Source organism: Sphingomonas gei (assembly GCF_004792685.1).
GTDB lineage: Bacteria > Pseudomonadota > Alphaproteobacteria > Sphingomonadales > Sphingomonadaceae > Sphingomonas > Sphingomonas gei.
Window position 1 is genome coordinate 168,936 of sequence record NZ_SRXT01000003.1, and the last position, 25,634, is coordinate 194,569.

A 25,634-nucleotide genomic window follows, 5' to 3' on the forward strand; every position below is an offset into this window, starting at 1 on the left:
CAATCTTATGCCCACTCCGACTCCTGCTCCCGGCACTGCGGTCCCAGGCTCGACGGCAAAGTACAATGTTAGGACGATCCAGTTCGTCATCGATCGTTTCAACAGACGGACCGGGGCGGCGATCGGTCCGAACGGCAAACCGATCTCGGTCGCAAATCATGCCGCTTACGTTGCTTGGTTCGCCCAGGCCGCTACCTTTGCCAGCGCGAACGCAGGCAACGTTTCCACCATCGAGATTCCCGCCGCGACGGGCCGCCCCGCAGTCGTGATCTTCGGCGATTTCGGCTCGGCCAACGATCGCGCCATTGGCGAATATGTCGCTTCGATTTTCACGTCGGCCGATCCCTCGGTCAGCGCGATACTCGCGCCCTTTGTCCAGACCACCACTGCAATAGTGAATGGCCAGACGGTCCAGGTTCAGCCGCAATCGATCTACATTGCGTTGACGGACCTCGCGATGAAGCTTCCGGGCGGCCAGGTTCAAGGAGCGGGGGATCTCTATTCTACGAACGACGGCGAATTCGAAGTTGTCCTGAATAAATCGTGGTTCGGCCCAGGCGGATTTGCCGGGGCCTCCGATATAGACAAAGCACAATTTCTGTATTTCCTGGTCCATGAGCTCAATCACCGGACCGGCGGGCATCCCGGTCTCGGCTGGAGCAGCACCACGACGCCGATAAACAGTCTGCAGGATTTCAATGCATGGCGGACGTCGGGTACGGGGACGGTGTGGGACCCGACAACCATCATGGGAGGCGACGGCAAAGGCGGGTTTAAAAGGCAGGATCCGTATTACGGTGTCCCGTTTCAGGCGTGGGATAAATTGATCGGTGCCCTGCACCTCAACATATCGGCAGCGGACAAAGCGAGTATCGTCGGTAATAACGACGCGAATTATAACGCAAACGTGTTGAACCAATACAGGCATGCTGTCTGGCTGATCGTCGAAGATCAGAAAAAGAAATTCGGAACGCCGCAATATTTTCTGACCGACGCCCTTATCGACCAATTCGTTGCCGAAGGGGCGATCGAGCGTACGAAAACGGCGGCGACCACGTCGCACAATCTCGCCGACTTCGTCGAATCGGCCAGTTCCTCCGCGGCGTTTGCGAAGGCGCAGGCCGCGTATCAAGTCATTGCCAAGGACAAAGCGAACCAGCTCAATCAGCTCAAGCAGCTTCTCCAGACCTATTATAAGGGCCTGAATCTCACCGATGCGGAAATAAAGGCGAAGCTCGACGACATATCCGTGCTGTTCGAAAACGTAGCTCCCGGCGAAGATCCGCAGGAACGACGCGAACGAATTCTCCGGGATATCGAAGCTGCCCGGATAGACGAAGAGGCAGTGCAGAAACTCAAGCAGGATGCCGGCATCGGCTACGTGCTGGGTTCGGTGCTGGGAAAATTCATCGGCGGCAACAATGCAGTACTGTCGACCGGATCTTCGGCGTTGTTCGGCACGATCGGTCAGAACGTGCTCGAGGCGGTCCTCAACGGCGGCGCGGTCATCACTCTGCCGAGCGGCGCCCGGCGATCGGTGTTCGCGGATATCGGCAGCGATCTGGTCGGAAACCTGGAATCGGAGGGGATCGGCGCGGTTTCCTCGTTCATCACCGCGCAGCTGGTCAAGTCGCTGGGCATTTCCGGTTTTGCGGGGGAGTTCGCCAATTCCGTCGGCGGGGCGGTGATCAATCAGATCCTGACCAACCTCACCCGGCTCGGCGATGCCTATACCGTGGTCGAGAACGGCGTCACGGTGACCAAGCACGTCGAGGTCTTCACCCAAATCGGGCCGCAACTCGTGCTCACCGCCGCCACTACGTTCCTGGCAAATAAGCTGGCGCACGCCATTTATTCGCCAGAAAGCCTGGGGGGGCAGATCGGATCGGCCGTCGGAGCGGCGGTCGCCGGATTCCTCGATGCTCCCATGCTGATCGCCGCGTTCGCGACCGGAAATCCGGTGATCATCGGCGTCGCGTTGCTGGCGAGCTTCATCGACACCGTCGTCTTCAGCGTGATCGGCGGGCTTATCGGATCGATATTCGGCGGGACGCCCGTGGCGGGTGCCGATTCGGTATACGACGCCAACAAGCGCCAGTTCGTGACGGCCAACGTCTATTCGAAGCATGGCGGCTCGAAGTCGGCCGCTGCGTCGCTCACCGATGCCGTCAACAACATCTACAACAGCGTGATCCAGGCGAGCGGCGGGGATCTGATCCATGCCGAGCAGGTGCAGTCCGGCAACTACGGGATGCGCGGCAAAAGCTATGTGTATCGGCCCACGTCCAGCCGCGACAAGGGTACCATAACCAAATCGTTCAAGGGCGCGAGCGGTGGCGAGGACCTCGTCAAGTTCGGTGCCTTCACCGGGCTGGCCGATCCCGACTTCAAGATCGTCGGCGGCAATATCTTCGCCAAGCGCGGGCTCCAGGGGGCTGTCTCGCTGGTCGGCAGCTGGGACAATTTCAATCCGAATGCGCTGCTGCTCGATATGCAGATCGCGAAGGATTACGGCGAATATCTCAATTCGCGCGACGATATCGACCTGATGCTCGGCGTGTCGCCCAACTCGTCCTTCTCGCTGGGGTGGTTGCAGACGCTCGTGCGCGCCGAGGAGCTCGGCGTCACCCGGCGCAACGAGTCGGACTGGGAGGGCGGGTTCGGCTATTTCCTCCAGTCGCTGGGCGAGATGTCGCCGGGCGCGGTCAATCTCAGCCTGATCCCGACCTATCAGAATAGCCTCGAGCGCACCTTCAGCTTCTTCGACGCGGACGGCACCTTCCTGGCCATGGCCGGCGACTCGGTCGACGTACGCCGGATCGACACGATCGTGGCCGGCGCGGGCGCGGACACGATCGACTTGCGGTCGGGCAGGCTCGCCAATCAGATCGGCTACACTGTCAACGGCCATCTGAACGACGACATCGCGGTTTCGGGGACCGACTTCACGGCGCAGGCCGCCACCGGCGTGAGCTTCGCGACGGGTGACCTGCGCAAGACCGTCTCGGTGGCCGTTGCCAATGACGGCGTCGCCGAAGCCACCGAGAAATTTCTCGGCCAATTGTCGAGCGGCAATGGGGTTTCGATCATCGGTGGCGCGGCCGAGGCGGTCATCGTCGACGGCACCGCCGCCAAGCCGACGCTGGTGGTCGGGCGGAGCTATGCCGGCGAGAATGACGGCTATGCGGTGTTCCGCGTATCGCTGTCGAAGGCGGCGTCGGGCGTCGTTACCGCAGCGCTCACCACGGCGGCGAACGGCGCCTCCATCGGCATCGATTTCGGAGCGGGGATCGAAGTTTCCGACAACGGCCTTACGGGCTGGACCACCGCGACCGCGCTCAGCTTCGCCGCCGGGCAGACCCAGAAGTTCGTGCGCGTCGCGGTACTTGCCGACAACGGAGTCGACGGGGCGGGCAAGCCCACCAATGTCGAGGGCAATGAGCGCTTCGCGCTCACCGCGACGGTAACCGCCGGCGCCACCCTGATCGCCAACGCCCCGGACACCACCGGCGTGGTCGCGGCTGCTGGCACCGCGACGATCGTGGACGCTTCGATGGGGACGACGCCGCTCGCGTGGATCGACAGCGTCACGCTGGACGAAGCGACGGGGCAGGCGATCTTCTCGATCGCGCGCTCGCGCTCGGGAACGACGGCGAGCCTGACCTTTGCCACTGCCGATCGCCGCGAGCTGGCGATCGATGTCGCGGCGGCGGTCGATGCCGGCGACGGCAACGACATCGTCCATGCCTCCGATCGCGGCGACACTCTGTCGGGCGGCGCGGGCAACGACACGCTTTACGGCGGGCGGCTCGACGATTGGCTGCTCGGCGGGGATGGCGACGATGTGCTCAATGCCGGCGGCGCGGCGGCGGGCACGATCGGCGGCAACGGCAATTTCCTCGATGGCGGCGCGGGGAACGACATTCTGATCGGCCGTGAAGGCTCGGACTGGCTCGAAGGGGGCGCCGGCATCGACACGCTCGAAGGCGGGGACGGCGACGACATATTGTCCGGAGGCGGCGGCAAAGGCGACAGCATCCGCGGCGGACGCGGCGACGACCATTATATCTTCCGCACCGGCGATGCCGATGGTTCGGCCAATCTCGCCGATGCCGACATCGTCCGCGACGAGAGCGGGTTGACCGTTCTCCAGCTCTATCAGGCGGCGAATCCGGGCACGACGGTGACCACCCAGGCCAGCTTCATGAGCGCCGCAGTGCAGGCGGCCTTCCGCCGGTTCGGGCTCAGGGACTGGAGTGGCGAGCATGTCGGCAGCATCGCCACGGGGGCGAGCACGCTGGACGGCCGCGCCGGGCTCGGTGGCGGCGAGGATACGCTCGCGTTCGCGACCGGCATCACCATCGACGATGTCCGAATCAGCGCCAACGCGGCCAAGACCGACCTGATCGTCGAGATCACTCTCACCGGCGAGAAGATCGTCCTGCAGGACTGGTTCAACCCTCTCAACCAGATCGAGAATATCCAATTCGCCGACGGCCAGGTATTGCGAATCGCCGATTTCGACACGTTCACGCTGGGCACGGACGGCGGTGAGTTCATTTACGGCACCAACGGCGACGACTTCGTCCACGCCGGCGGCGGCGACGACGTCGTCTACCTGCTGTTCGGCAACGATTTCGGCAATGGCGGCAAAGGCAACGACTTCGTGTCGGGCGATCCGGGCAACGATATCGTCCTCGGCATGGACGGCGACGACGTGGTGCTCGGCGGCCAGGGCAGCGACAATGTCTCGGGCGGCGCGGGGCGCGACGAGGTCCGCGGCGGCACTGGCAACGACATCGTATCGGGGGGCACCGGCAACGACTTCGTCGCCGGCGGCACCGGCAATGACGTTTTCAAGTTCACGCGCGGCGACGGCCAGGATGTCCTGGTCGACGATTTGAGCAACGAGTGGGAATTGGTCTGGGTCTCGGGCGTAGGTTACCAGGCCGGTTACGCGTCGGGCGTGGGCGCAGACTCGGCTTCGATCTTCTATAATGGCGTCAAGATCTATGACGGCAGCAACACGCTGTCGCGAATGGAATATGATATCACGACGGGCCGGCTCTATCGCCACAAGCCCGCCGATCCGGCGCGCATCGCCGCCAACAGCGGCGTCGATACGCTCGAATTCGGGTTCGGGATCGATGTCGGCGATATCCAGTTCCGCCTGTCGGGTGACGATATCGTCGTTGGCATCGAGCCGAAAGGCGCGGTCGACGCCGACTTCGCCAGCCTTTCGGATCGCATCGTATTGAAAGAATGGGCGGCGAGCAGCGTCGCGCGCGGCTCGATCGAGCAGTTCGCCTTTTTCGCCTCGGGAACGATCGACGTCAGCCGCACCGGAATCATTGGCGGCACCGACAGCGATGACTGGGGCGCGTCCAAGATCAGCGCGGCGAGCGACAAGGGGTATTGGGTTACCGGCGGGGCGGGCGCCGACGAGATCGTCGGCGGAACCTATAACGACTTGCTGTCGGGCAATGGCGGCGGCGACTGGCTCAAGGGCGGCGCGGGCGCGGACATCCTGCTCGGCGGCGCCGGCAACGACATTCTCGACGGCGGCGCCGGCGGGCAATTCTACGAAGGTACCGGCACCGACGCGCTCGGCAATCTGGTATCGGGCGCTACTGCCGCCGCCGCGGGCGACACGCTGGTCGGCGGCGACGGCTTCGACGTGGCGAGCTATGCCTCGGCGGCTGCGGGCGTAACCGCGTCGCTGCTCAATTCGGCGCTGAACACCGGAGATGCCGCGCTCGACAGATTTTCGGACATCGAAGGCCTGGTCGGATCGAGCTTTAGCGACGTGCTAGCCGGCGACTATGACGCCAACGAACTCACCGGCGGCGCGGGCGCCGACCAGCTTTCGGGCAATCTCGGCGACGACGTCTATGTTTTCGGCCGCGGCGATGGCGCGGACATCGTCACCGACGAATATGCTGCGAGCACCGAGACGATCGCCACCGCGACCGGCGCGCTCACCGAGCCGTGGACCGAGCGGGTCCAGATGGTCGGCCGCACCGGTACGGCCTATAATTTCGTCCACCTGATCGAGAATGCCGATACCGGGGAGGTCGCGTATAGCCGCGCCTTCACCAGCACGAGCGCGACTCCGGGGATACCGGCCCGCGTCGCCGCCAATTGGCTGGCCGACGAGAATGGTGTCGTCCAATTCGCAGTGAGCGGATCGCTGGTTACCCGCACGGCGCCCGCCGGGGCCGCGGGTGACGACACGCTGTTCTTCGACGACATCGTTGGACGTACCGGCTCCACGGCAACCGGCGTTCAGTCGATCGGGCTCGCGAACCTGGATTTTGCTTTTTCGGGCGCGGACCTGGTCATCTCGATCGCCGGCACCAGCGACAGTATCAAGCTGCGCAATTTCCGCGCAGCGGGAGCCGCGACTTTCGACGCCGATCACGGCGTCGAGACATTGCTTCTGTCCGACGGGGAATCCGCCTCGCTCAAGGGGCTGGTTTTCGGCTCCAACGGCGTGCTCGGCACGGCGGGCACCGCGAATGACGACTTGCTCGTCGACATGATCGCGGGCGCGCATACGCTCACCGGCGGTGCCGGCAACGACACGCTGAGCGGCCGCGACGGCAACGACATTCTCGATGGCGGCGACGGCAACGACCTGCTCGCGGGCGGCGCGGGCTCGGACACGCTGATTGGCGGACTCGGCGTCGATACGGTGACCTATTTCGGCGCCGCCACCGGCGCGCACGTCAATCTCCAGACCGCCGTCGCGGCGGGGGATGCTGCCGGCGACACCTTCTCGGGCGTCGAAAACTTGATCGGGTCCGATTATGACGACGTTCTGAAAGGCGACGAAGGCGACAATGCGCTTTATGGCAATGCCGGGAACGACTTGCTGGTCGGGGGCGACGCCGGCAACGACATGCTGGCGGGCGGCAGCGGCACCGATACGCTGATCGGCGCGGCCGGCGACGACAAGCTCGACGGGGGCGACGACAATGACACGCTTACCGGTAGCGAGGACAATGATGTCCTGTCCGGCGGCGCGGGCAACGACATTCTCTACGGCGATTTGGACGCGACCGAGGGCAGCGGCACCGGCTTCGTCAGCCTGGTCAACCGCATTGCCAATGGCAGCTTCGAGAATCTGGGTGATCCCGCCAACGACGCAGTGGTGAGCGGTGGCACGACCACCTCCGATCTGCCCGGCTGGCAAACGGCGCCGGGGACCGGCTTCAAGGTCACGGGCCCCGCCGGCAATCGCCGGCTCGCGCTCGATGGCGGAAGCAGCAACCTGACCGTGTCGCAAACGATCGAGGGCCTCAGCGCCGGCCAGGCCGTCACGATCGGCTTCGACGCCTATAACCCGGTGGAAACGTCGGTAGCGTTCGAAGTCTGGTGGAACGGCACGCTGGTCGATTCGATCGCCGGGACGAACACCTATACCTATTCGGTCGTCGGCTCGGCCACCGGCAGCAACACGCTGACCTTCGTTGGACTGGGCACGGCGGACGGCATCGGCGCCACGCTGGATGCGATCAGCGTGGTCGGCACCGGTGGCGGCCGGGACACGCTGTCGGGCGGCGACGGCAACGACCAGCTCTACGGCGGCGAAGGCGCCGACATGCTGGTCGGCGAGGAAGGAGACGACCTGCTCCGCAGCGGTACCGGCAACGACTCGCTCGTTGGCGGGCATGGCAACGATCAGCTGTACGGCGGCGCCGGCAGCGACAGCTATCTCGTCACCGGCGACGGCGGCGTCGATACCATCACCACAGGCGGCGGCTACGACAATGTGGTTTTCGGGGCCACCGTCGAGGGCGGAGCGACCGCTCTCGCCGCCACGAATCTCTGGATGTCGCGCTCGGGCGCGGACCTTGTGATCGCTGTCCGGGGAACGAGCACCAGCGTCACCGTCAAGAACTGGTTCACTTCCGCCACCGCGACGACTGCCTCCGCCGACGCTGCGCGCCGGATCCTCGTCGGCGACAAGGCGATCACGCGCTCCGACGTCGAGGCGCTGTTCGTCGAGATGCAGCGGATCGGCGCGAACCCGTGGGATGCGCAGTTCCAGGCGGCGTTCGATACCGCCTGGCAGCCGCTAGCGACCTTCACCGATCGTTTCGTGATCACCGGCTCGGCCGGAAACGACAGCTTGGCGCCCGATGCTTTGCTGGTCGGCGGTGGCCGCTTCGAAGGCCTTGCCGGCAACGACACGCTCAACGGAACCGGATTTGCCGATGTGCTGGTCGGCGGCGCGGGTAACGACACGATCCTGGCCGGTGCCGGCGACGACGTCCTCCAATATCTTGCCGAAGCCGGTTTCGATGCCGTCGATGGCGGCGCCGGCGCCGACACGCTGCTCGCGACCGCCGACAATGCAGTGATCGGACTTGGCTCGCTGGCGAACGTCGAGGCGATCGACGGCAATGGCAAGGCGAACGTCCAGATCCAGCTGGCAGCCGGATCCACGCTCAACCTCACCGGGGTCGCGGTGACCGGCATCGCCAAGATCCTCGGCTCGACGGGCAACGAGACGATCACCGGCACCGCCAACGCCGATGTGATCGAGGGCGGGGCAGGCAACGACACGCTGCGCGGCGGTGACGGCAACGACCGCCTCAGCGGCGGCACCGGAGTCGACACGCTCGACGGAGGCGCCGGCGTGGATACCGCGGACTTCTCGTCGCTTTCGGCCGGCCTCACCGCCGATCTCACGACCAACCTCGTCACAGGTGGCACCCAGCTCGCCGGGATCGAGAATCTGGTCGGCACCAGCGGCAACGACGTCTTGCGCGGATCGAGCGGGGGCAACCGGCTCGAGGGCGGCGCGGGCAACGATACGCTGCAGGGCAATGATGGCGACGACACGCTCCAGGGCGGCCTAGGGATCGACAGCTTCGACGGCGGCCTCGGCTTCGATCTCGTCGATTATTCGGACAAGACGAGCGCATTGGTCCTGGCCATGACCGGGGGCACGATCGACGGCGGGACCGAGACCTTCACTGGGATCGAAGGCATTATCGGCGGCTCGGCGGCCGACTCCTTCACCGGTTCGGCAAATGCCGATTATCTCGCCGGCGGCGCGGGCAATGATTCGCTCGACGGCGGCAACGGCGACGACAGGCTGACGGGCGGAACCGGCAACGATTTGCTGACCGGCGGCGCGGGCAGCGACACCGCCATTTTCACAGGCAAGCGCGCCGATTATTCGATCAACACGGGAACCTTCAAGGTCACCGACACCAACGCCGCTGACGGCGATGAAGGTACGGACACGTATAGCGGCGTCGAATATCTCCAGTTCGCCGACGGGATCGTCAGCCTGGGGGTGGATACCAATAATGCGCCGATGCTGGGCCTGCCTGGGCTCACCGCGCAGGTCGGTCAGGACAATCAGGGCTTCTCGTACACGATCCCGGCAACCGCGTTCTTCGATCTCGACTTGACCGACACCTTGACCTTCACCGCGACGCTGGCCGATGGATCGGCGCTGCCCGCCTGGATCAGCTTCACCGGCTCGACCTTCTCCTACCTTGCGGCCAATGTTCCGGCGGCGGCGGTGGGGCAGGTCTTCACGATCCGCGTCACTGCCAAGGACGGGCCGGGCACGGGTGCTGCCAGCGTCGCTTCGGACTTCACCCTGTCGATCCAGAGCGGACCGGGCGCGACGATCACCGGCACTGCCGGCGCCGACGTGCTGAACGGCACCGCGCGGGGCGAGACCATCAACGCCAATGGCGGCAACGACATCATCAACGGATCGGGCGGCGCCGATCTCATCGACGGTGGCACCGAACTCGATCGGGTCGCTTATACCGCCTCCGCCGCGGCAGTGACGGTCGACCTCGATAGCGGGATCGGCAAGGGGGGCGACGCCGAAGGGGATCGGCTCACCAATATCGAGCAGGTGTTCGGCAGCGGCTTCAACGATGTCCTGCTCGGCAACGCGCTCGACAATACGCTGCTCGGCGGCGGGGGCGACGACCTCCTTGCGGGTGGCGCGGGCAACGATACGCTCATGGGCGAGGCAGGCGTCGATACGATGCTCGGCGGCGACGGCATCGACCAGATTTACGCCGGCAAGACCGCTGCAGGCGCAGTCGAAGATGTGATCGATGGCGGATCGGGCATCGACACCTTGTGGCTCAACCAGGGCGCCTATAACGGCGTGGTTGATCTCGGCACCGCCACCAACATCGCCAGCATCGAGAATCTGCGCGGCTCTACGCTCGATGACGCGCTCACCGGTAACGAGTTCGCGAACCAGATCTGGGGCGACGCCGGCAATGACGCGCTCGCCGGCGGCTCGGGCGGCGATACACTCAATGGCGATGCCGGCAGCGACACGCTCGACGGCGGCACGGGCAACGATTTCCTCTATGGCGGTGCCGACGACGACCGGCTGATGGGCAGCGCCGACGCCGACACCTATGACGGCGGCGCCGGCATCGACACGCTCGACTTCGGGCTGTCCGCCGCTGCGGTGAAGGTCAATCTGTCCGGCGGCGCGGTCAACGGCGTGGCCGCCGGCCGCGGCGCGGGGGGCGACGCCGAAGGCGACACGTTCGCCGCGGGCACGATCGAGAACGTCACCGGCTCGGCATTCGCCGATGAGATTTCGGGCAGCTCTGCCGCCAATGTCCTTCGCGGCGGCGCCGGTGCCGACGTCATCACCGGCGACGCCGGAAACGACGATCTCAAGGGCGAAGCCGGAGCCGACCAGCTTTATGGCGGCGCGGGCAGCGACGTTCTTTCCGGCGGGACCGAGAACGACACGCTCTATGGCGGCGTCGACAACGATACTCTCAATGGCGATGACGGCGTCGACACGCTCTACGGCGATGATGGCGCGGACACGCTGAACGGCGGCGGCGGCAACGACATACTGACCGGCGGCCTGGGTGCCGACATCGTCAATGGCGGCAGCGAGGACGACACGATCATCCTCACGCTCGTCGGCGAGGACACGGTCGACGGCGGCACCGGGACCGACACCGCCAGCTTCATTACGGTCGGCACTGCGCTCGCGATCGACCTCAACAATGCCGCGCACAAGCTGACCAATGTCGAGAATGTGCTCAGCGGATCGGGCAATGATATTCTCTACGGCTCGGCGGCGGCGAACCGGATCGACGGCGGCTCGGGCGACGACACGATCGAGGGCCGCGGCGGCGCCGATCAGATCATCGGCGGCGCCGGCATCGACACGGTGACCTATGCCTCGTCCGCCGCAGGCACTGCGGTCAATTCGGCGGCGGTGGGTGGCATGGTGGTGGGCGCGACCACCGTCGCCACCGCGCGCGTCATCTCGCTGAACGGCGTGCGGGTCGATCTGGTCGCCAACAATTCGTCGAGCACCACGGCATTGGTCGGCGCTGTCGCCGCCGCAGGCGCGGATGCCGAGGGCGACTGGTTCAACGGCGTCGAGAACCTCACCGGCTCAGGCTATAACGACCAATTGCGCGGCACCAACGGCAGCAGCGTCGTGCGCGGCGGTGGTGGCGACGACCTGATCTATGGTGGTGCCGGCAATGACACCCTGTACGGCGATGCCGGCGACGACGTCATCTTCGGCGAAGCGGGGGTGGACACGTTGTGGGGCGGCGATGGCATCGACCGGCTGTTCGGCGGCGGCGAATCCGACACGCTCTACGGGGAGGCGGGCAACGACTTTCTCGACGCGGGCGATGCGGGCGACGCACTCGACGGCGGCCTCGGCAATGATACCATGGCGGGCGGCGCCGGCGGCGACGTCTACAAATTCGCCCGCGGCGGTGGCCAGGACATCATCTACAATTACGATTCGGACGTGCCGGCGTCGCGCGACGCAGTCGATTTCTTCTACGATTCGGCCAATCTCGCGGCATCGATCCAATATTCGGATCTGTGGTTCGCCAAGTCGGGCAAGGACTTGATCGTCAAGGTGCTCGGCGCCACCGATCAGGTGACGGTGAAGGACTGGTTCACCAACACCACCGCAGGCGACTGGACCGCGGCGGACGGCTTCTACGTCGACATCTTCATCGCGGGGACTCGCGTGAACGATCGGCTCGTCAACATGCCCACCCTGTTGTCGATCATGGCCGGCACTGCCCAACCGGCGAGCTTCGCGGCACTCGCGCAAAGCGTGCGGGGGCAGATCGACAACGCCTGGGGCCTCAACACCCCCCCGACGGTGACTGCGGCGGCGGGCAATCCCGTTTCGACTTCCGAAGACACGGCCGTCCAGCTCAAGTTCGTGCTCGACGACGCGCAGACCCCGGGTGCCGGCCTGACGCTCTCCGCCACTGCGTCCGGCGGCATCTTTCAGGCGATCCAGGCCGCCGACATCACCATCGACGGCAGCGACGCGACCGGCCGCACCCGGATCCTGACGCTTCGCCCGACCGGCAATTTGCACGGCAGCGCGACCGTGACTCTGACCAGCTCGGACGGCGTCCTCAGCTCGGCCCCGCTCAACGTCAACCTCAACGTGCTCGCGGTCGCCGACAATCCCACAAAGAGCGCCAATCTCGCGGTGAGCGGCAATGGCGGCGCGACGATCCTGCTTCCCGGCACGCTTGCAGGAAGCAAGCTCGCTTTGCTCGCCGATACGGATGGATCCGAAGTCTTCGACTATGTGAAGGTCGAGAATATTCCGGTGGGGGTGGTGTTGTCCGACGGCACCAACAGCTTCACCTCGGCCGCGGGTTCGACGACGGCAACGATTACCGGCTGGAACCTCGCCACGCTACGGATCACCCCGCCGGCGGGGTCGTCGGCCGATTTCACGGTAGTGCTCAAGGCGCGCTCGCGCGAAAATCTGGCGGCCGGCTTGATCGCCGCGGGCGGGCAATATTCGAGCGAAATAGCGGTCAACATCGCGGTCAGCGTCAACGGCGCACCCACTGCGGTGACCTTCACGCCGGTGGCGGGCGGGTTCAACGAGAATGTGGCGGGCGTCCTTGTCGGTACGCTTGGCGTCACCGATCCCGATGGCAGCGGCACCTATACGTACAAGATCGTCGGCGGCGCCGATGCCGCCAAGTTCGTCGACCCGAACGATGCTGCGGGAGTGAACCAGCTCAGCCTCGCGCCTGGCCAGTCGCTCAATTATGAGGCCGGGCCGGCGCAGGTCATCGTCCGCGTGACCGATCGCACCAACGCTGCAAGCCCGGTCACCTATCAGCAGACCATCGGCATTGCGCCGAACAACGTACCTGAAGCGCCGAGCGCGCCGAATGCGGTCAGCGGGGCGACCATCCTCGACGGCGCAACTTCGGGCGCGGTGAGTGGACTTGCGCTCTCCGCCAGCGATCCCGAGGGTGGCACGCTCTATTATGACATCGTCAGCCAGACCAGAAACTGGTTTCAGGTCAATGGCAACCAGCTTTCCCTTATCGGCGGCGCGGTAGCCGACGCCGATGTGGCGACGGGGGGAACGGGCACGGTCACCGTAGTGGTGCGCACCCGCGACGCAGGGGGCCTGGTCTCGGCCGCGAACACCAGCTTCGTCATCACGGTCACGCCGGTTGACGAACTGCCGGTTCTGAGCTTGCTGCAGCCTTTGGCGGTCACCGAAACGACAAGCGGCTCCTGGACGGGCGTGACGCTGAACGGCAGCGACCCCGAAGGTGCCGCCGTGACGTATGAGATCGATCCCTCGACCGGCGCCGCTGCGGCGTTCCAGATCATCGGTTCGACGCTCAAGCTGGTCGGCGCGCTCGATTATGAGAACCGCCCCAGCGGCTTCGGCGCGCCGGTCGGTGGCATCTCGACCACTACGATCAACGTCCGCGCCAAGGTTGGGGCGCAGGTCGGCGGATGGCAGGCGGTCAATTTCCAGCTCGTCAATGTCGACGAGGCGCCGAGCGCCCCGGGCGACTTCTCGACCAGCATCACCGAGTGGACCGCGGGAGATCCGGCAAATCTGATTATCGGCACCATCGGCGGTGCCACCGATCCCGAAGGCGGCGCGATAACCTATAGCTTTGCGCAAACCACGCAGGGCGACGCGATCAACGGCAATCCGAACGGTTGGTTCGAGCTCGTCGGCAATCAGCTGCGCTTGCGCGCGGATATTGGACAGTTTCCCAATGGCTTCAATTACGAATGGTTTGCTGCCAACGGCGTCAGCCCGGCGATCTCGGTCGGCATCGTCGCGATAGACCCTTCGGGCAAGCGCACGCTGCGCACCGCGACGATCACCGTCGCCAACAAGAACGAGGCGCCGGTCCCTTCGGGGAGCTACCTGCTGAGCGGCGTGAGCGAGGATTCAGGCGGCGTCAACGTCGACCTCCAGGCGCTGTTCGGGAGCATCCTGGATCCCGAGGGCAATCCGCTGCACATCGTCTCCGTCACCCCCGGCACGCCGCGAGGCAGCAGCGTCACCTACAATGCCCCCAGCCAGACGCTGACCTATTGGGTCGGGTCGGGATTCCAGGGCCTTGCTGCGGGGGCAATTGATACGGACACGATCACCTATGTGGTCGCGGACAATGCGGGGCTTCAGGCGACCGGCACGATCCAAGTGAACATAACCGGGGCGAACGATGCGCCGGTGATCACCGGAATCACCTGGCTCGGAAGCTTCGGCAACGGGATCATCGAGAACGTGCCGCTCGGCACCGTCGTCGCCACGGTGAACGTGAGCGACCCGGACAAGGCGGCCAACCTGCTCAGCCTGAGCAGCTCGGCATCGAACCTCGCCGTCAATTGGGCCAATAACCGTTGGGAGATTTCGGTCGTCAATCCGGGCATCGACTATGAATCGAGCGCGCTTCAGGTCGGCGGCGCTACCGGAAAATATCTGCCCGTCACGATCTCCGCGAGCGACGGTGCCCTGTCGAGCTCTTACGGGTTCAACGCAAACATCGTGGATATCGTCCAGCAGGTTTGGATCCCTTCCAGCACCTATCCTTATTACCCGACGCTGAGTTCCAATTTCCACGTGGAAGCGCATGCCACGCAGGACAGCGAACTCCAGTGGGGGGGGGGCTATGAAACATGGTTCAATGAGTGGGCACTGGTCGAAAATGGTACCAATCGAGTGGTGGGCTACTATTCGGAATATTACAGATACGAAAATACGACTACGAGGCGTCCTGAGACCAACGCTTTCTATGCGGACGGGTATACGGTGGTTAACGGCGGTACCAACAGTCTGGCCAATTTCGCGGTGTACTCGTCTGATGAAAATAATCAGAACTCGGTCTGGTGGTACGCTTGGCCGATCGTATTCGACCTGGGCGGCAACGGTTTCGATTTTACGTCGACCTGGGGCGGCAACATCTTCTTCGATCAGAACGCCGATGGACGACGCGATCGCACCGGATGGGTCGGCGCCGCAGATGGGATCCTGGTATTCGATCGGAACCGCAACGGTCTGATCGAGAACGGCGTCGAAATTTCTTTCGTAGGCGACAAGCCTGGTGCCACTACCGACCTGGAAGGGCTCGCGGGGCTCGACACCAACGGCGATGGAACGCTCGACGCTGCCGATTCGCGATTCGGCGAGCTCCAGGTCTGGCAGGATCTCAACCAGGATGGAGTCAGCCAGGCCGGCGAGCTGCGCTTCCTTGCCGAAATCGGCATCGCGGCAATCGACCTGCACGGCCAGCCGACCGGCCACACCGTCGAAGACGGTCTGGAGAATGTCGTGCTCAACACGACGCGCTTCGTTCGCACGGATGGAAGCGAAGGCAGGGCCGGCGACGTGGCTCTCACTTATTTCGCCGCACCCCCGCTTCCCGCGGACGCGGGCACGGGCATGGCGCCGGCCGGCAGCGAGCCTGTCTTTACCCCGACGGTTGGCGTCTCGGCGTCGGTACCTGTTGCAATTCCTCCGGCAGCACCTGCCGGGCCAAGCGTGCCCGGCGATACGATATCTCTGCCCCCGCCGCAGCAATCCGGCACTGTGGAGCCATCCCCGCCGCGCAGGGCAGGCGTGTCGAGACGCGGCACGTCCCGGTATACCGACGGGCTCGGGCGGGGCGACGTCCCTGCCGCTGCCGGCGGGATCGACGGGGTACAGTCCTCGCGCGAGGGTGATTTCTATGGGTCTGCCCACCGCCCCCGCAACGTTGATGAAGAAAGCGGGGATGAGCGCATGTGGCGGCTGAGCGGATGGGTGCCATCGAAGCGGATGTTCGACGGGGTCGCACCGGCGCTGGTCGACGTGGTCGAGGGCGCTGGGTCGACCGGCAAAGCCGGCGGCGGCCCGGATCTCGATCGCCGTGCCCTACTGATGACTCAATATATGGCGTCGTTCGGTGTGCTGGCAGGGGAGGGCGGTTCGCTGCGAAGGGACCAGCCGCAGCTTGCGTCCTTTGATTATTTTGCCTCCGGCCACTAGGACCTAGCGATGTCCGACATCGATTCCATCGGGTTCAAACCCGCGCATCAGCCGGCCGCGCCGACGGTGAGCCATCTACTGGGCGAAATGACATGGCTTCTCACCCAGTCGCCGCTGCATCGAGCGCTGGCGATCGGAGATCTCGAGTGGCTCGTGATGCCTGCGCTGATCCACCAGCAATTCTACCTCTTCCGGAACGGCGATCAGCCGGTGGGGCTCGCGCTCTGGGCCAAATGCAACGCCGAGGCCGAGCGCAAGCTGGAAGGCGGTATGATCAGCCCGGAGAACCAGTTGACGCTCGAGGAGTGGATTTCGGGCAGCGCCGTCTGGCTGGTCGATTTCATCGCGCCGTTCGCGACCACCGCCAACCGGCAACGCGAGATCATGATGGCGGACCTGATCTCCGGCCCGTTAAGTAACCAGGCGTTCAAATTCCATCAGACCGATCCTGTGACCGGCACCCGTAGCGTCCAGCAGGTCGCCGCCGACGCCGGCGAAAAGCTCAAGGCCGCCATCGAAGCAGGGGTTCGCGGTCAGGGCTGACCCCGGCTGCCGCCCGTTGGCTCGGCAGAGAGCAGAAATCTGGTCACAGATCGATCTCGCCCGCGCGGATCTTGCGGTTGCGCTCCTCGAGCTCGGCTTCGTCCGCAGGGAACAGCGTCGACATGCCGGCAGTTGCCGCACGCTCCTGGACTTGCTCGACAAAGGGGCGAAGCTCGGCTTCATATTCCTGAAACGCGGCGGTGTGATCGTCCGGATGGCGCTGAAGCGCATCGGCCAGGCGCGCCGCGCCGATGAGAGCGATCGAGCCTCCCAGGCCGGCCACCGGGGATACGCAATATCCCGCGTCGCCGACCAGCGCGATGCGCCCCTTCGACCATGCCCGCATTCGGATCTGGTTAGCCCGGTCAAAGTAGAAGTCTCCGTCGGCATCGACGTGCGCGAGCATCTCCGGTACTTTCCAACCGAGCCCATCGAAGTGATCGTGGACGAGGCGGCGCTGCTGCGCCTTGTCGCGGAAGTCGTAGTCGATCTGCTGATCGGAACGGAACGCGAGCGCGATGTCCGTGCGGTCGTCATAGCCGTTCAGCATCGCCGTCCGGCCGGGCACGCTGAAGAGTTGCGTGCTGTTTGCCGGAAGCAGGCCGGTCTTCGGCACCACTCGCAGGTAGAAATAGCCGCCCATATAATAAGACGCGGCATCGGAATCGGCGAACACCAGCGACCGGGTATTGGAGCGGTTGCCGTCGCATCCGAGAACCAATGCATAGTCGCCCTGCGAGCCATCGTCGAACGCGACGGACACGCGCTCCGGCCCGTCGTCCAGCTGGGCGATCGAGCGCCCGAAGTGCAGTTCGACAGCGCCGTCGACCGACGCGAACAGGATGTCGAGCAGGTCGTCCCGGTGGATCTCGTAGCGGGCCGCGGACGGATCATCCGGTCTGGACGCGGCCGTCAGCCCACCAAGGGTCGTGTCCTCTTCATCCTTGAACTCGAAGTCTCGCGGAGGGAGGGCCTTCGCCCGCACGGCTTCGATCATCTCCATGCGCGTGAGAATCCCGATCGTTTCCCCCTCGATGTCGACCGGGGTGCCGCCCCGGCGCAGGCCGCCGCTGGTCTCGATGATCGTTACCCGATAGCCGAGCCTCGTCATCCAGAAGGCGGTGGCCAGGCCTGCGAAGCCTGCGCCGCTGATCAGGACGGGGATTTTGGGGGCCGACACGGCCCCGGAATCGGAGGTTGACGGATCGATCATGGAGACCTCAACTGGAATGATATGAAAGTGGACTCAGTCCATAAATATACTGCGTATAGAAAGCAAGCTATGTCAGGGCCAGTTGCCGAACGCCGAACACGCAAGCGGCTGCTAACCCGTCAGGCCATCTCCGACGTGGCGACCCGCTTGTTTTTCGAACGCGGCTTCGATGCGGTGACGATCGACGAGATTGCGGAGGCCGCCGACGTTGGGCGGATGACAGTGTTCAACCATTTCCCCCGCAAGGAGGACATGTTCTTCGACCGAGAGCACGAGATCCGCGACGTCGCCTTCGCGGCCATTCGGGAGCGCGACGCGGGCACTTCGCCGGTCCAGGCGCTGCGTTCGCTGGCGCGTCGATTGATCGAGCAGCCGCATCCATCCTTTCCGCTCTTTCGCGGCACCTATCTCTTCGTCGAGACGGCGCTCGCGAGCGAAACCCTCAAGGCGCGGGGGCGCCAGATGCGCGATGACTTCGTGCGCGCGCTAGCCGTTGGCTTGGCCGACGCTGTCGGGCGCCCGCACGACGATCCAAACGCGCATCTCGCTGCGGGATTGATCGCCGCGGTGTGGAGCGTGGCGTTCACCCAGGCGCATGAAGCTTTCGGGCGGACGCAGGATCCGAGCGAGGCGAACGGCACTTTCCTGGCGCTGATCGAAAGGGGCACCGCTGGCGTCGAGGCGGCGCTGGCCGATACGGCCTACGCTTCACCAGGAGTCGCAGTCCATTCGTCCACACCGTGACGACGGCAGCGGGATAGCGTTACGGGAGCATCCGGTAAGGCACTATTCTTCGGGCGGACAACTTATCGCCATCACCTAACGTTGCGCGAGCGCGGCATCGCTGGCCAATTTGTCGGCGCGATCATTGTCCGGGTGGCCGGCATGACCCTTGACCCACACCCATTCGACGCGGTGGGGTTTCGATGCGGCGAGCAGTTCCTGCCACAGATCGGCGTTCTTGACCGGCTTCTTGTCAGACGTCCGCCAGCCATTCTTGAGCCAGCCATGGATCCACTTGGTGAGACCGTCCATCACATAGCGGCTATCGGTCGACAGCGTGACCCGGCACGGGCGCTTGAGCGCGTTGAGCCCCTGGATCGCCGCCATCAGCTCCATGCGGTTGTTGGTGGTGTGCGGCTCGCCGCCCGACAATTCCTTCTCGACCCCGCCCATCCGCAGCAGCACGCCCCAGCCGCCGCGCCCGGGATTGCCCTTGCACGCGCCATCGGTGGCGATTTCGACATGCTCGAGTTCGGTCATGCGAAGAGCGCGTCGCCGTTCTCCGCATAGAAGTCCAGCCGCCGCAGATAGGCGAGTGGATCTTTCCTGGTGACGAGTGCGTCGGCGGGGGTGTTGAGCCAGTCCCAGGCGCGGCTGAGCAGAAAGCGCAGCGCCGCGCCCTCGGCGAGTATCGGCAGTGCGGCGCGCTCGTCCTCGGCAAGCAGGTGCGATTGCTGATAGCCGCGGAGCAATGCGTCGCCGATCGCGGGATCGTAGTGATGGCCAGTCGCGTCGAACGCCCAGGCGCCATGCGTCACTGCAAGGTCGAAGGCGCGGACATCGGTGCAGGCAAAGTAGAAGTCGATCAGACCGGTGACCTCTTCGCCGAGCATCAGCACGTTGTCGGGGAACAGATCGGCGTGGATGGCGCTGGGAGGCAAATGGCGCGGCCAGCGCGTGAGGATGCGTTCCAGCGCGCGCGAAACGCTGTCGAACAAGCCGGGGTGGATGCTGTTCAGGTCGGGCCCGCAGCGGTCGAGCTGGGCTTGCCAGGTATCGACCCCCATGGTGTTGGGGCGCTCGAGCGCGAAGTCCTCGAGTGCCCGATGCATCTGGCTGAGCGCGGCACCTGTCGCCTGGGCCTGTATCTGGGTCGGCGTGGTCACCGACACGCCGGGCAAAAACTTGATGAGGCAGGCCGGGCGACCTTCGAGCTCGTGGATCTCGCGGCCGTCGCGGTCTTTGATCGCCGGCGGGACCGGCAGGCCCTTATCCGCGAGATGATCGAGCAACGCCATGAAATAGGGCAGGTCGTCCGCCGCCACGCGCTTTTCGTAGAGCGTCAGGATGAAGCGGCCCTGGGTCGTATCGACGAGGTAATTTGAGTTCTCGACGCCCTCGGCAATGCCCTTGGCGGACATGAGCTCGCCCACGTCGAAGCGCTTGAGGAAAGCGCTCAGCGCTTCAGCCGAGACCTGTGTGTAGACCGCCAATCCCACCCTCCGTTCGCCCTGAGCTTGTCGAAGGGCCGTTCTTGTGACGGGTTAGGGAAAGGGCAGTGCTTCGACAAGCTCAGCACGAACGGTTAGTGGTTCGACGCGTTCGAAAGTGGGTTACGCCGCCTCGAGGCCGCGGGGGAGCTTGAACGCGATGTTCTCGGCAACCGTCTCGACTTCGCGCTCGGTGACTTCGAAGCGCGTGCCGAGCAGCTCGACGACTTCGCGCACCAGCAGCTCGGGGGCCGAAGCGCCGGCAGTGAGCCCGACCCGGGTGACGCCGTCGAACCAGGCGAAGTCGATGTCGTCGGCGCGCTGGATCAGGGTCGAGCAGGTGCCGCTGCGTACTGCGACTTCGACCAGGCGCAGCGAATTGGACGATTTGGGCGAACCGATGACCAGCACCAGATCGACTTGCGTGGCGAGCGCCTTGACTGCGCCCTGGCGGTTCGACGTGGCATAGCAGATGTCGTCGACCCCCGGCGCGAGGATCGTCGGGAAGCGTCGCTTGAGCACCGCGAGCACTGCCGCGGTATCGTCGACCGACAGCGTGGTCTGGGTCAGAAAGGCGAGGTTGTCGGGGTCGGCGGCAATCAGTGTTTCGGCGTCCGCCTCGGTCTCGATCAGCGTCATCGCGCCGGCAGGGACCTGACCGAAGGTGCCGATCACTTCGGGGTGGCCGGCATGGCCGATGAACAGGATGTGCCGCCCCGCCGCGACCAGCCGCTCGGCCTGGCGATGCACCTTGGAGACGAGCGGGCAGGTGGCGTCGAGATAAGAGAGGCCGCGCTCGGCTGCCTTGGCCGGCACTGCCTTGGGCACGCCGTGCGCCGAAAACACCACCGGCACGCCGTCGGGCACCTGATCGAGCTCCTCGACGAAGATCGCGCCCTGGGCCTTGAGCGTGTCGACGACATATTTATTGTGGACGATCTCGTGCCGCACATAGACCGGCGCGCCGTATTTCTCGATCGCCAGCTCGACGATGCGGATCGCGCGGTCGACGCCGGCGCAGAAGCCGCGCGGCGCGGCGATGAGCAGTTCGAGCGGCGGTTTGGTGATCGCGTCCATGGCAAGCGGCTCCTACGCGATTGCTTGCACGCGCGAAAGCCGGTTCCTATGGTGCCGCCATTATCCGGGCCGCGCGTGCGTGGCCCGTTGTTCCGTCTGAAAGGTGTACCGCCCGTGTCGCTCGCCAAGCTCGCCGTCCCCGCCCTGATCCTGCTGGCCGCCGGCGGCTGCTCCAAGACCGGCGACATCGCCGAGGGCGGCATCACCGCGGTGCGCTCGGCGTGCCCGCATATCGGCGTCCCCGCCGGTACCGGCGACGTCACTTTGTTCAACCCGGCGAACAGCCGCGAAGCGAGCGCGATCGACGTGACCGCGGTGCTCACCAACGTCCAGTCGACCTGCGACGAGACCGGCCCGCAGATCCTGGCCAATTTGACCTTCGACGTGCTGGCGCGGCGCAACCAGCCGGGCCCGGCGCGCGACGTGACCTTGCCCTATTTCATCACCGTGGTGCGCGGCGGCACCAACGTCACCGCCAAGCGCATCGGCCAGGTCACCGTCCGCTTCGCCGATGGCCAGCTGCGCGCACAGACGACCGGCCAGGCGCACGCCAGCATCGATCGTGCCGCGGCAACTCTGCCGGAAGAAGTGCGCAAGCGCCTCACCGAGAAGCGCAAGGCCGGCGATCAGGCAGCGGCGATGGATCCGCTCGCCGATCCGGCGATCCGCTCGGCGGTGCTCGCGTCGACCTTCGAGGCGCTGGTCGGCTTCCAGCTCACCGAAGACCAGCTTAAGTACAACGTCACCCGCTGAACCGGATTGACTCGCTTCGGCCGCGCAGCCAAGGCTGCGCAGGTCGATGGTGGGCAACCGGCATAGGCACGCGCGGGAGAGTGGTGGTCGCAAGGCTACCCGCCGAAGGAGCAACCGCCCCGGAATCTCTCAGGCACCAGGGACCGCGCGCGCTACGACACTCTGGAAAGCGTCGTCCAACAGGCGACCACCGAAGGGGTAACCCCGGATTTGCTCCGGGGGAAAGCTCTCAGGTTCCGTGACAGAGGGGGCGAGGGACTTGCGCGCACCGATGTGCGTTGGGACTCTCGTTCTATCCTATGTGCGGAGTGCCCCGATGAGCCGAGAAAACCACAACGGCCCCACCGACGAATTTACCCAGGCACGCGGCACGGCGTACAGCCATGATTCCGATGCGGGCGAGGAAGTGGTGGAGGTCCAGCAGCTTCCGCTCGACAGCTGGCACCGCGCGCGCGGCGGCCGCATGGTCGCGTTCGCCGGATATGAGATGCCGGTCCAGTATGAAGGCATCATGGCGGAGCATCTCTGGACGCGCGCGCATGCCGGGCTGTTCGACGTCAGCCACATGGGACAATTGCTGTTCTCGGGGCCGGACGTCGATGCCGAACTCGAGACCTTGCTGCCCGGCGACATCAAGGGGCTGGGCGAAGGGCGCATGCGCTATTCGCTGCTGCTCGCCGACAATGGCGGTATCCACGACGATCTGATGATCACCCGTCTGGGCCAGGAAAACCCCTTCGAAATCGAGCGCGGCGCCTTTTACATGGTCGTCAACGGCGCGACCAAATGGGACGATCTCGGCGTGCTGCGCGAGCATCTGCCCGATGAAGTCTCGATCAACCATCTCGACGAACAGGCGCTGCTCGCGCTGCAGGGGCCGGAGGCCGTCACTGCGCTCGAGCGCGTCGTACCCGGAGTTGCCAGCCTCGTATTCATGACCGCCGCGGCATTCGAGTATAACGGCAATCCGCTCTGGGTGAGCCGCTCGGGCTATACCGGCGAGGACGGGTTCGAGATCTCGCTGCCCGGCGAAGCTGCCGAGTCGTTCGCCGAGGCGCTGTGCGCACAGCCCGAGGTCAAGCCCATCGGGCTCGGCGCGCGCGACTCGCTGCGGCTCGAGGCCGGACTGCCGCTTTATGGGCACGATCTCGATCTCGAAACCACGCCGGTCGCCGCCGACCTCGGCTTCGCGCTGTCGAAGCGCCGCCGCGAGGAAGGCGGTTTCCCCGGCCATGCGCGAATCCTGCTCGAGCGCGAGCAGGGCCCGATCGTCAAGCGCGTCGGGCTGATCGTCGAAGGCCGCCAGCCGGTGCGCGAAGGCGCAGCCGTGGTCGGCGCAGACGGCAGCGACGTCGGCAAGGTCACCAGCGGCGGGTTCGCGCCCACGGTCGAGAAGCCGATCGCGATGGCCTATGTGCCCGTCGCGCTCGCCACGCCCGGCACGCGCATCACGCTAGCCCAGCGCGGCAAGGTTCATCACGCGGAGGTCGTGGCAATGCCCTTCGTCCCGCATCGCTACGTCAGAAAGGGGTAATATGAGCCGCTATTTCACTGAAGATCACGAGTGGATCCAGGTCGACGGCGACACCGCGACCGTCGGCATCACCGCCTATGCGCAGAGCCAGCTCGGCGACATCGTGTTCGTCGAGACGCCCGAAGCGGGCAAGACCGTCAGCAAGGGCGACGATGCCGCGGTTGTCGAGAGCGTCAAGGCCGCGTCGGACGTCTACGCCCCGGTCGCCGGCACGGTGATCGAAGGCAATGCCGCGCTCGCCGACAATCCGGCTCTGGTCAACGACGATCCCGAAGGCGAGGGCTGGTTCTTCAAGCTGACGCTCGCCGATGCCGGCGAGCTCGACGCGCTGATGGACGAAGCCGCGTACCAGGATTTCGTGAGCAAGCTCTAGTTCCTGCTCCCCTCCCTGCAAGGGAGGGGTTGGGGGTGGGTGCGAGCGAAGCGAGCCCTTCCTGCGCCATCCCCGAAAAGCGCCGCCGGAGGCATCGAGCCTCCGCCGTCGCTACTCACCCCCAACCCCTCCCTAAAAGCGAGGGGGGAGAGACGTGTCCAATGCGCTATCTGCCCCTTACCCCGACCGACCGCGCGGCGATGCTCGCCACGATCGGCGCCGGCTCGATCGACGACCTGTTCGTCGACGTGCCCGAAGCCGCGCGCCTCGATGGCCCGGTCCACGGCCTGCCCAACCATGCCAGCGAACTCGCGGTCGAGCGCCACATGTCGGCGCTGGCCAGGAAGAACCTCGCGGCGGGCGACGTGCCGTTCTTCCTCGGCTGCGGGGCGTACCGGCATCATGTCCCGGCATCGGTCGACCACATCATCCAGCGCGGCGAGTTCCTCACCGCCTACACGCCGTACCAGCCCGAGATCGCGCAGGGCACCTTGCAGGTGATGTTCGAATTCCAGACGCAGGTCGCGCGGCTGCTCGGCTGCGACGTGGCGAATGCGTCGATGTACGACGGCTCGACTGCGTGCTGGGAAGCAATCACGATGGCGCGGCGCGTGACCAGGCGCGGCAAGGCGATCCTCTCGGGCGGGCTGCATCCGCATTACGTCTCGGTCGCCAACACGATGGCGAAATTTACCGGCGATCGGCTCGTCACCTCGCTGCCAACCTTCTCGCCCGAGCCGGACACGCTCGACCTGATCGACCAGATCGACGACGACACTAGCTGCGTCGTCGTCCAATACCCCGACATCTTCGGCCGGATAGAAGACATGAGCGCGCTCGCCGAAGCCTGCCACGCCAGGAAGGCACTGCTGATCGCAGTAGTCACCGAGCCGGTGGCATTGGGCGCGATCAAGTCGCCGGGTGAGATGGGCGCGGACATCGTCGTCGGCGAAGGCCAGTCGCTCGGCGTCGGCCTCCAGTTCGGCGGGCCCTATGTCGGGCTGTTCGCCTGCTCCGAGAAGCTGGTCCGCCAGATGCCCGGACGGCTCTGCGGCGAGACCAAGGATGCCGAGGGCAAGCGCGGCTTCGTGCTGACACTGTCCACCCGCGAGCAGCATATCCGCCGCGAAAAGGCGACCTCGAACATCTGCACCAGCTCGGTGCTCTGCGCGCTTGCGATGTCGGCGCACATGACCTTGCTGGGCGAAGCGGGCCTGCGCCGTCTCGCCGAGCTCAACCATGTCTCCGCCAGCGCCGCTGCCGACCGGCTGGCCGAAATCGACGGCGTCGAACTGGTCACCGATCGTTTCTTCAACGAATTCACGCTGAAGCTGTCGAAGGAAGCCCGCCCCGTGGTCCGCGCGCTCGCCGACAAGGGCATCCTCGCCGGCGTGTCGCTGGGCCGGCTCTACCCCGACGCGCCCGAGCTCGCGAACGGCCTCGTCGTCGCAGTCACCGAAACCACCACTGGGGAGGACGTCGAAACGCTCGCCTCCGCGCTCGAGGAGGCGCTGGCATGACGTTCCTCTCTGTCGTTCGCCCTGAGCTTGTCGAAGGGCCGTTTTTCTCTGTCTGCCCCCTCCCAAAAGAAGGACGGGCCTTCGACAGGCTCA

The 25,634-nt window shown here is 65.3% G+C and carries 11 protein-coding genes and 1 riboswitch; of the genes, 7 read left to right on the forward strand and 4 right to left on the reverse strand.

Annotated features, from left to right (window positions below; translation table 11 throughout):
• Positions 1 to 7 precede the first annotated feature (7 nt).
• A complete protein-coding gene (locus E5A73_RS21590; RefSeq protein ID WP_135963302.1) occupies positions 8 to 16,315 on the forward strand; it encodes a beta strand repeat-containing protein in 16,308 nt (5,435 codons plus the stop codon).
• Between the two features lie 9 nt (positions 16,316 to 16,324).
• The gene (locus tag E5A73_RS08035; protein WP_135963303.1) at positions 16,325 to 16,858 is read left to right on the forward strand and encodes a toxin-activating lysine-acyltransferase; all 534 of its coding nucleotides are present in this window, start codon (positions 16,325 to 16,327) and stop codon (positions 16,856 to 16,858) included.
• Between the two features lie 43 nt (positions 16,859 to 16,901).
• Here E5A73_RS08035 and E5A73_RS08040 read toward each other — a convergent pair whose 3' ends face one another.
• The gene (locus tag E5A73_RS08040) at positions 16,902 to 18,071 is read right to left on the reverse strand and encodes an FAD-dependent monooxygenase (protein WP_135963304.1); all 1,170 of its coding nucleotides are present in this window, start codon (positions 18,069 to 18,071) and stop codon (positions 16,902 to 16,904) included.
• Positions 18,072 to 18,140: 69 nt separating this feature from the next.
• Between E5A73_RS08040 and E5A73_RS08045 the strand changes: the two genes are divergently transcribed.
• Entirely contained in the window at positions 18,141 to 18,815 is a 675-nt protein-coding gene (locus tag E5A73_RS08045; RefSeq protein WP_135963305.1) for a TetR/AcrR family transcriptional regulator, read from the forward strand.
• A gap of 75 nt (positions 18,816 to 18,890) precedes the next feature.
• On the opposite strand, the gene rnhA is transcribed toward E5A73_RS08045, so the two are convergent.
• The 3 genes from rnhA to ispH all read right to left on the reverse strand — a co-directional run bounded on the left by rnhA (position 18,891) and on the right by ispH (position 21,361).
• Positions 18,891 to 19,334, reverse strand: a complete 444-nt coding sequence (rnhA, locus tag E5A73_RS08050) for a ribonuclease HI (protein ID WP_135963306.1) — start codon at positions 19,332 to 19,334, stop codon at positions 18,891 to 18,893.
• Positions 19,331 to 20,287: a homoserine kinase gene (thrB, locus tag E5A73_RS08055; protein WP_135963307.1), complete on the reverse strand. Its 957-nt coding sequence runs from the start codon at positions 20,285 to 20,287 to the stop codon at positions 19,331 to 19,333. Before thrB ends, rnhA begins: the two co-directional genes overlap by 4 nt.
• A 120-nt stretch (positions 20,288 to 20,407) precedes the next feature.
• Positions 20,408 to 21,361, reverse strand: a complete 954-nt coding sequence (ispH, locus tag E5A73_RS08060) for a 4-hydroxy-3-methylbut-2-enyl diphosphate reductase (protein ID WP_135963308.1) — start codon at positions 21,359 to 21,361, stop codon at positions 20,408 to 20,410.
• 114 nt (positions 21,362 to 21,475) lie between these two features.
• On the opposite strand from ispH, the gene E5A73_RS08065 reads away from it, so the two are divergent.
• The 4 genes from E5A73_RS08065 to gcvPA all read left to right on the forward strand — a co-directional run bounded on the left by E5A73_RS08065 (position 21,476) and on the right by gcvPA (position 25,541).
• Positions 21,476 to 22,114, forward strand: coding sequence for a hypothetical protein (locus tag E5A73_RS08065; protein ID WP_206366424.1), 639 nt, complete (start codon positions 21,476 to 21,478; stop codon positions 22,112 to 22,114).
• A gap of 63 nt (positions 22,115 to 22,177) precedes the next feature.
• Positions 22,178 to 22,270, forward strand: a riboswitch (glycine riboswitch).
• A 160-nt stretch (positions 22,271 to 22,430) separates the two neighbouring features.
• Complete coding sequence (gcvT, locus tag E5A73_RS08070; RefSeq protein WP_135963309.1) at positions 22,431 to 23,648, forward strand: glycine cleavage system aminomethyltransferase GcvT; 1,218 nt, start codon at positions 22,431 to 22,433, stop codon at positions 23,646 to 23,648.
• A gap of 1 nt (position 23,649) precedes the next feature.
• A complete protein-coding gene (gene gcvH / locus E5A73_RS08075; RefSeq protein ID WP_135963310.1) occupies positions 23,650 to 24,021 on the forward strand; it encodes a glycine cleavage system protein GcvH in 372 nt (123 codons plus the stop codon).
• 161 nt (positions 24,022 to 24,182) lie between these two features.
• Complete coding sequence (gene gcvPA, locus E5A73_RS08080; RefSeq protein WP_135963311.1) at positions 24,183 to 25,541, forward strand: aminomethyl-transferring glycine dehydrogenase subunit GcvPA; 1,359 nt, start codon at positions 24,183 to 24,185, stop codon at positions 25,539 to 25,541.
• Positions 25,542 to 25,634: the final 93 nt, after the last annotated feature.